At 36.4% G+C, this 8,155-nt stretch carries 6 protein-coding genes; 4 read left to right on the top strand and 2 right to left on the bottom strand.

The genetic code is table 11. The features are described from left to right. On the top strand, positions 1-254 hold a 254-nt coding region (locus tag RMR19_RS04500), incomplete at its 5' end, for a leucine-rich repeat protein (RefSeq protein WP_310602302.1). A gap of 306 nt (positions 255-560) precedes the next feature. Next, positions 561-3,527: a leucine-rich repeat protein gene (locus RMR19_RS04495; RefSeq protein WP_310602301.1), complete on the top strand. Its 2,967-nt coding sequence runs from the start codon at positions 561-563 to the stop codon at positions 3,525-3,527. A gap of 128 nt (positions 3,528-3,655) precedes the next feature. Here RMR19_RS04495 and RMR19_RS04490 read toward each other — a convergent pair whose 3' ends face one another. Then, positions 3,656-4,447, bottom strand: coding sequence for a DUF6320 domain-containing protein (locus RMR19_RS04490; protein WP_310602300.1), 792 nt, complete (start codon positions 4,445-4,447; stop codon positions 3,656-3,658). Next, complete coding sequence (locus RMR19_RS04485; protein ID WP_310602299.1) at positions 4,434-5,702, bottom strand: hypothetical protein; 1,269 nt, start codon at positions 5,700-5,702, stop codon at positions 4,434-4,436. Before RMR19_RS04485 ends, RMR19_RS04490 begins: the two co-directional genes overlap by 14 nt. Before the next feature lie 371 nt (positions 5,703-6,073). On the opposite strand from RMR19_RS04485, the gene RMR19_RS04480 reads away from it, so the two are divergent. After that, positions 6,074-6,958, top strand: coding sequence for a carbohydrate ABC transporter permease (locus RMR19_RS04480; protein WP_310602298.1), 885 nt, complete (start codon positions 6,074-6,076; stop codon positions 6,956-6,958). Next, entirely contained in the window at positions 6,955-7,821 is an 867-nt protein-coding gene (locus tag RMR19_RS04475; RefSeq protein WP_310602297.1) for a carbohydrate ABC transporter permease, read from the top strand. Before RMR19_RS04480 ends, RMR19_RS04475 begins: the two co-directional genes overlap by 4 nt. Positions 7,822-8,155: the final 334 nt, after the last annotated feature.

Below are 8,155 nucleotides of genomic sequence, written 5' to 3'. Positions count from 1 at the left end.
TCTACAAGTGTACAGCACTTAAGAAGATAACAATCGGAACAGGATTACAAGAAATCGGAAACCATGCATTCTGCCATGACAAAGCATTAGAGACAATAATTATCAGTAGTACAAAACTTAAAAAACTTGGAGATCATGTATTATATGCGAATACAAAATTAACAATCAAAGTACCAAGTTCAAAAGTAAGTGCATATGAGAAGTTGTTTACTAAGACAGCGCAAGGCAAGAAAGTAGTGGTTGTGAAGAAATAAACGGCTGAAATAAACGATAAGAGATAAACTACAATAAGATATAGTAATTAAGAATTCGCCTACATTTGCACAGAAAAAAGTGCAGATGTGGGCGAATTTCTTAAAAAAATTTACGGAAAAGCCAAATTTTTTGGGAAAAAGGGGTTTTGAGTTTGTCACCAGTTTGTCATGGGGTTGTTATAATGCTTATAAGACATATGCCTACAGTTCGAATAGCAACACGCAAAAATTTGGTGAATAGAACATTTATATAGGCAGAGACTCATTACAATTTTAAAGTACTAAATTATAAGGAGGAAAATGATTATGAAAAAAACAAGACTATCAAAACGAATATTTGCAGTTTTATTGGCAGTAATAATGGTGTTAACAGTGACACCATTACCAGTGTTAGCAGAAGTAAAAGAAGGAACGGGCTATTCTTTTGATACAGACACAGGGAAACTGACGATAACAATGGATGAGGGAATGGATAAGTACAGGAATATGGGTTCAGGTATTGATACGAGGGCGGTGAAATCAATTGAAATAGGGGGAGAGGTGACAGGGATTCCAGAATACGGATGTCAAAACCTTGCGAAATTGGAAAGCGTGGTGATTTCAGAGGGATTAACAGATATTGGTAGAGGAGCATTTGCTTACTGTTTTAACTTGAAAGAGATATCAATTCCATCTACTGTAGATAGTATTGATGAGGGAATATTTGTGGGGTGCTCAGCTCTAACAAAAATAACAGTACCAAAGGGAACAGTTGCAGTTACAGCAAATCCGTCTACTGCTGGAAAAGTCTCTATTAAACCAACATCATTAGATACAATTGCAATTACAGCTACAGAAGGATCAGGGTATGAATTTGAGAACTGGGAAGGTTCTGATTCCAATATTGCAGATAGTAATAGCTCTAGTACAACATATACAATACCTTCTGGTGCAGATGTAACACTTACTGCAAATTTTAAGATTGAAACAGGTTCGGTTACTATCAATATGAATAAAGATGGTAGTAAATATAATTCACATGAAGAAGTTACTCTACGCCAATCAGGTATCAGTAGTTATAATGGAACAGGCACTAATGGAGAAGTTAAATTTACTGGTGTGGCAGATGGAGAGTATGAGGTTTATGTTGGTGAAAACAATACAGGAAGGATAATTGAGATAAATGATGACGGAGTAATTGAAACATTGAATTACTATACTATACAGTTTGCTGTTAGTGATGCAGGAACTGCGAAAGATTCGACCATAAGTGCTACCTATGATTCAGCAAATATTACGAGTGGAGATGTAGTTTTAGGTGGTAAAAGCCTTGTGATTACTGCAGTAGGTGCAGGAGCTGACCAATATGAATATGAGTGGTCAGGAGATGGAGCAAGTGGAAGCTCAAATTCTATTACCAAAGACAATCTTGCAGAAAAGATAGATGCACAATGTGTTGTTACTGGTACTAATGATGACGAAACCTATTCTATTTCTTCAAGCCCATCTACAGAGTACGTATTCCCAAGCGCAGTTGTTGGGTATAATCCAGTAACAGTGACAAGTTGGCCTGTAACAATTAAAAACACAGGAACTGTAGCAACAGGGCAATTGAACATTACATTATCGGGTAAAGATGCCTCATGTTTTAAACTAGCAACTGGGAATATAATATCTGATATAGCTGTAGGTGGTAAGGCTACATATTATATAGGATATAATGGAGGGCTTACAGAAGGAACATATACGGCGACAGTTATAGTATCTGGAGATAATGGTATTAATGAAACACTTAATATAAGCCTTACTGTAGAAGCAGATTTAAAATATTCTATTTCCTTAGACCCATCTACAGACTACAAATTCCCAAATGCAGTTGTTGGATACGATGAACAAAAAGCGTTAGTTGTAACAGTTAAAAACACAGGAAATGCAGCAACAGGGAAATTGAATATTGCATTATCAGATCAATCAGTTTTCGTGCTATCTAAGGAGGTAATAACTGATATATCTGTAGGTGGTACAGAAACGTTTGAGATAAGACCAATCACTGGAATTCCATCAACAGGAGGATGTACAGCGGCAGTGACGGTATCTGGAGATAATGGTATTGAGGAAACATTTAATGTAAGCTTTACCATAGTAAAAGCAGCAGACCCAACACCAAGCCAAACACCAGACCCAACTCCAGTTGCTGAAGATGTCCAAAAAGACGTTGTATCTGAAGAAGGAGCACCAGCAGCTTCTTTAAACAATAATCTAACAGAATTAAAAACAGCAGTGTTCACAAAAGAAGAGTTGGCATTAATCCAAGCAGGTGTTACAGCTAAAGTTTATTTAGAAGTGAAAGATATTGAAGGAACAGTAAGTCAAGAAGATAAGTCGGTAGTTAAGAATACAATGAATACAGCAGCGAAGAATTACATAGTAGGAAGTTATGTTGATATCTCTTTATTTAAAAAGGTTGGAAATAAGGAAGCAGAAAAGATAACTAATCCAAACGGTACAGTTAACATTAGTATTGCAGTACCAGAAGAACTTAAAAACAAGGATAAGAACGTAACTAGAAACTATAAGTTAGTAAGAATTCATAATGGTGTAGGTACTGTGATTTCAAGTAGTTATGATAATGCTACGGGAATGCTTACATTTGAAACAGATGAATTCTCAACTTATGCAATTATTTACGAAGATGTTTCAGCAGATATAGCCACAGAACTTTCTAAGGCTACGATTTCAACAAAGAAACAAACACTATATGCAGTAACCGTAAAAGGAACAGAAGATTATGTTACGAATAAGACGGTGAAATTAGCTGTAACTCTTCCGGATACATTAAAGAAAGTGACTGCATTCAGTGATGCAAGTAGTTCAAATGAAGTAAAGGTTACTTATAAATCTAGCAATACTAAAGTAGCAAAAGTGTCTTCTGCTGGTACAGTAACGGCAGTAGCAAAAGGAACAGCAACAATTACCGTTACACTAACAACTGCAACAGGTGAGACAACATCGTTTAAAGTAGCGATTACGGTTAAGAATCCATCGATTACCTTTGTGAAAGCACCTACGACAATAGCTAATAAGAAGACAGCAACATATACAATTAAAGTTGATGGTTATAAATCATCAGCAATTAGTTGGAATACATCAAAGAAAGATATTGCTGTTATTGCGAAGTCAAAGAGTGGTGGAAAACTTAGCGTGAAAGCAACAGGAAAAACAACAGGAACAGATACGGTAATCGTTTTTGTGAATGGAGTTAAAGTAAAAACAACGAAAGTAACAGTAAAATAAAATATTTTTATAAGTTAAACCACAAAACAACAGTAAAAGCAAAATAGAATTTTAGAAAGAAACCAAGTCAGAGCAAGTACCAAGTATGGTTGCTCTGACTTGGTTTCTTTACTTTTAAAGTGTTCCTACTAACAGTGCAGTCTTCTTTTTAGTTCTTCCTTTACTTCTTTGTTAGAGAAGAAAAACAATCCAAACAACGTAAGTACGCCATATAGACAGCAACTAAGAGCTGGCCAGCCAGTCGTAATAACCGATAAGAAATATAATAAAAGTGGTATAAATGCTAACATACTCGTTCCGAATACATAAATCGAATATTGGAACATACGCTCCTTGCTACCGAAGATACAGCAAGTAGCTAGAATGTTTAGCGCAAGAAGTCCAAACGGTAAGACATAATCAAGTGCCCAGTGATAATTCCTACCTAACAAGGCGATTGCTACAAGAAACAGGCAAGTACATAATCCGATTTGGTAGACCTTATTAAGAAAACTGGAGGGTTTGGACAGCGTATGAATAATGATAGCACCAAACAAGCAGGAGAATAAAACATAAAGCGACCAAGATTCTAATCTGCTATCGGAAGCATTCGTATAGAATAAATCAATTCCAAGGCAACAGAGTGAACCAAGAAGTAGGAAAAAGTAAAGGACTTTTTGAATGCTTCTTGTTCGAGAACGTTCTAATTTCATAGCAGGATAGAAGAATTTCATATCGTTACTAAAATTATGTTCAGTATATAATTCTATATCCGATTTTGCATCAAATTCTTTATAATTCGTCTGTTTTGAATCAAGTTGCTTTTCTTTCTGTCCAGTTTGCGTTGCTTCCAATTTCATATCCTCAAGTGTATTATTACAGAACAAACAACTATGAATAGGAGTACGATAATGTATTCCACATGTTTTACAATATCTCATCTAATCCCTCCCTATAGTTCGTATCAATGGTAACAGGGACGCCTGCATCAGTTAGTATCTTTAGGAAATGCTGAATGGTTGTGATATCTTTATAATCGGAATTCAGCATAAGGTTTGTGTGCCCTTTAATAGATGCAATTGCCATACAAGTTCCACCTAGTGCAAACTCAACGTCATCAACATATGCTTCGAGTGAAGGCGGTAACGTAACGTTTCCTAAGTTGGAGATATAGTATGTGCTGATATTCTCTGCACAGTAGTAGTAACCGATTTGAAAGGCAAAATTCTTAATAGCAAGAGGAAGAATTCGAATAAATGGATTCTTCTCAATACTTACATTCGAATTAATTCGCCTATGCAAATCCTCTTTCGTTAATTGATCGGCAAATTGTTCTTTGGTGGAAGCAAGCATTTGCTCGAACGTCCAAGACTCTTTGCCAGCGAAAGTAGCTTTTATGTAGAGCGAAAAATTACGCAATGTGTTGGACGGGAAGAACTTTCTTAAATTAACAGGGACAAACATCTTAATTGGTTTATTGCTAGTGCGGCAACCAAGGCTACAACGGTAGATACTGTAAGCAAAGGCAGCCGTTACAAATTGACCAATTGTGACATCATGGGACTTGGCAACAGCAAGGAGTGCATCAGTTGGTACTTGGGCACGTATTGCTAGTGAAAAGTTGTTTGCGAATTTCTCACCTGATAAGTGATAAGCAGGTTCTTCCGTAAGATTTTTCTTATTGGATTTATCGTAAGAGCCTACGAACATATCAACTTCACCAGTTACATCATGAGGAAGTTGGCTACGGATTCGTCCTTCGTGTTCCAATGTGAAGCCTTGTAATTCATAATACATATATACGATGGATTTTAAGAATTCCATAGCACCCGTTCCATCGGTTAGTGAATGAAATGTTTCTAGTGTAATTTTATTATCAAAGTAGTAAACCTTGAATAGATATCCATTGTTCTTCTGCCAAGAGAAGAATTTACAAAGGACAGCAGGTTCTTCCTCTACGTAAAAATGTTTTTTGTTTGCGGATAAGTAGTACCAGAATAATCCACTCTTTAATTCTACTGCAAATGTTTCAAATCTAGGTAGTACTTGATTGACAGCATCCTCTAAGATATCCTTCTTAATTTCTTCCTTCAGATAAAAGGAGAGGCGGAACACACTGCTTCTACTGTCTTTTGATACGGCGGGAAATATCTTGCCTGCATTATCCAAAGGATACCAATATTGATTTTTTTTCATTACTGAATCATGCCCCTCTCTAAAAACGACAGAATATTGGTTCGTAATATCATGTCATCTAGTATTGAAAACTAGTAATCAAAACTATTATATGCCAGCGGTAGGAAAAATACAAGTTATATTCAATTCATAAGACCTTTTAAAGATTATTTAGAGAGTTATATGCTATTCTTACATTAGCCTGATAATGAGCAATGTGATTACGATGTAAGTAGGGCATAAATTGGTTGCATCATTGTCTAAATCTGATTTTTGGGTAGAAGTGTTGAAAGAAAATAAAGAAAAAGGAGTCCCTGTAGCTCATCGATTCTTTCAACCATACGTATTGGAGCAGTGTCACAAATAAACTTGTGGTATGCATGGGAAGAAGAATGAGGACTGGAATAAGTAGATACGTTCATACAAAACGTGCAAGAAAGGAATCCATGCTTGGTCTTGGATTTTTACTTCCAAGTTTTCTAGGAGTTTTACTATTCGTACTAATTCCATTTGTAGATGCAGTTAGGCGATCATTTAGTGAAACGATGACAAGGAAGTTTGTAGGGTTAGCAAATTATAGATTGGTATTATCGAATGAAGCATTTAAATTAGCAGCAAAGAATACAGGGAGATTTCTCTTAGTGTGTATTCCGTTATTATTAGCCTTGTCATTACTATTTTCAATACTATTATTTTCAATCAAGAAGTTGCAGAACTTTATAAAAACAACATTTTTAATACCGATGGTAATTCCGGCGGCATCAATTGTACTGTTATGGAAAGTGTTTTTTGATAAGTATGGAATGTTGAATCAGCTTCTTGCCTATGTGGGTGGAGGTGGAACGGACTGGATGAATTCTAGTAAAGCATTCTACATATTAGTATTCACATATATATGGAAGAACATAGGATACGACATGATTCTATGGCTTGCGGGGTTAAATGGAATTCCACTGAGTATATATGAAGCCGCTTCCGTTGATGGAGCTGGAAGGTGGAAGAAATTTATATACATTACGTTACCAAATCTTGTATCGACAGTATTTATTGTTACTGTGTTGTCGCTGATTAATAGCTTTAAAGTATTTCGTGAGGCGTATTTAATAGCTGGAGATTATCCGCATGAGAGCATCTATATGTTACAGCATGTATTTAATAACTGGTTTACGAGCTTGGATATTCAGAAGATGTGCGCAGGCGCAGTACTTGTGGCAATCGTGCTTCTGACGGTTATTATTGCAATACAGAAGATGACAGGAAGGGGGGATTCAGAATGAGAAATAAAAAGGGGTTTTCTCATAAAAAACACATCTTTGCTTATATCATTTTAATCCTATCCGGTTTGCTTATTTGGATACCTATATACATGGTAATAAGCGGCTGTCTGATGCGAGGGGAAGAACTTACGGAATATATAGGTGTTGTACTAAACAAAGGGGAAGGATATGTAACTTGGCCAGTAGTGCCATTGTATCCGACACTGCAATCGATTGTAGAATTGCTGTTTGATGCACCGCAATTCTTTGTGATGTTTTGGAACTCCTGTAAACAAGTACTTCCTGCGATATTTGGACAGTGTTTCGTTGCGATACCTGCGGCATGGAGTTTTGCGAGGTATCGCTTCCCTTGTAAAAACATTTTGTTCTATATATATGTAGTGTTAATGATATTACCATTTCAAGTAACGATAGTTTCAAGTTACTTGGTGCTCAATAAAATACATGTATTAAATACACATCTAGCAATTATATTACCAGCGATATTTTCTACATTTCCTGTATTCATTATGACAAAGTTTTTTAAGGGAATTCCAGAGGAAATGTTGGAAGCCGCAAGGTTAGATGGGGCAGGAGAGGGCTATATATTCTTTCATATTGGAATTCCACTTGGAAATGCAGGAATTATATCTGCGTTAGTTTTATCGTTTGTGGAGTTATGGAATTGTATTGAACAGCCATTAACGTTTTTGCGTGATAAATCGTATTGGCCGTTATCCTTGTATTTGCCACAGATATCAACGGATAAAGTTGGGGTATCATTTGTCGCATCATTTATTATGATGTTACCTGCGTTACTATTATTTATCAACGGGCAAGAATATTTGGAGCAGGGAATTGTGGCTTCTGGGATTAAGCAGTAGGTAGGTAAGTGCAAAACTTATTTACGTTTTCGAAGCTTCTTTGCTACCGTCCTATAACACGAAACACACTACACACCTAAGTACTTCTAAGTGTGTACAGATAAATTATCCAAGGGTCACGGAATCGCCCTCAATTCGGCATCCTGCCTCAGTTCGGGCTGGCTCGGCGTCCGTGCCTCGCCTTCCTAGGTTACGAATGTACACACTAAGAAGTACTATAGGTATTTCGTTATCGTTTCTTAGTTATAGGACGGTAGCGAAGAAGCAGGTTAAGTCTATGAAGTTTTGCATATCTACGTTGCTGGTAGGTAAGTACAGAAAGACTTTATATGTA

The sequence above is a fragment of the Anaerosporobacter sp. genome, assembly GCF_031551385.1.
Taxonomy (GTDB): Bacteria; Bacillota; Clostridia; order Lachnospirales; family Lachnospiraceae; genus Anaerosporobacter.
This window is presented reverse-complemented; position numbering and strand designations above follow the sequence as displayed.

Coding starts and splice junctions, on each gene's coding strand:
- RMR19_RS04495 (WP_310602301.1), top strand. CDS start 561: ATGAAAAAAACAAGACTATCAAAACGAATATTTGCAGTTTTATTGGCA.
- RMR19_RS04490 (WP_310602300.1), bottom strand. CDS start 4,447: ATGAGATATTGTAAAACATGTGGAATACATTATCGTACTCCTATTCAT.
- RMR19_RS04485 (WP_310602299.1), bottom strand. CDS start 5,702: ATGAAAAAAAATCAATATTGGTATCCTTTGGATAATGCAGGCAAGATA.
- RMR19_RS04480 (WP_310602298.1), top strand. CDS start 6,074: ATGAGGACTGGAATAAGTAGATACGTTCATACAAAACGTGCAAGAAAG.
- RMR19_RS04475 (WP_310602297.1), top strand. CDS start 6,955: ATGAGAAATAAAAAGGGGTTTTCTCATAAAAAACACATCTTTGCTTAT.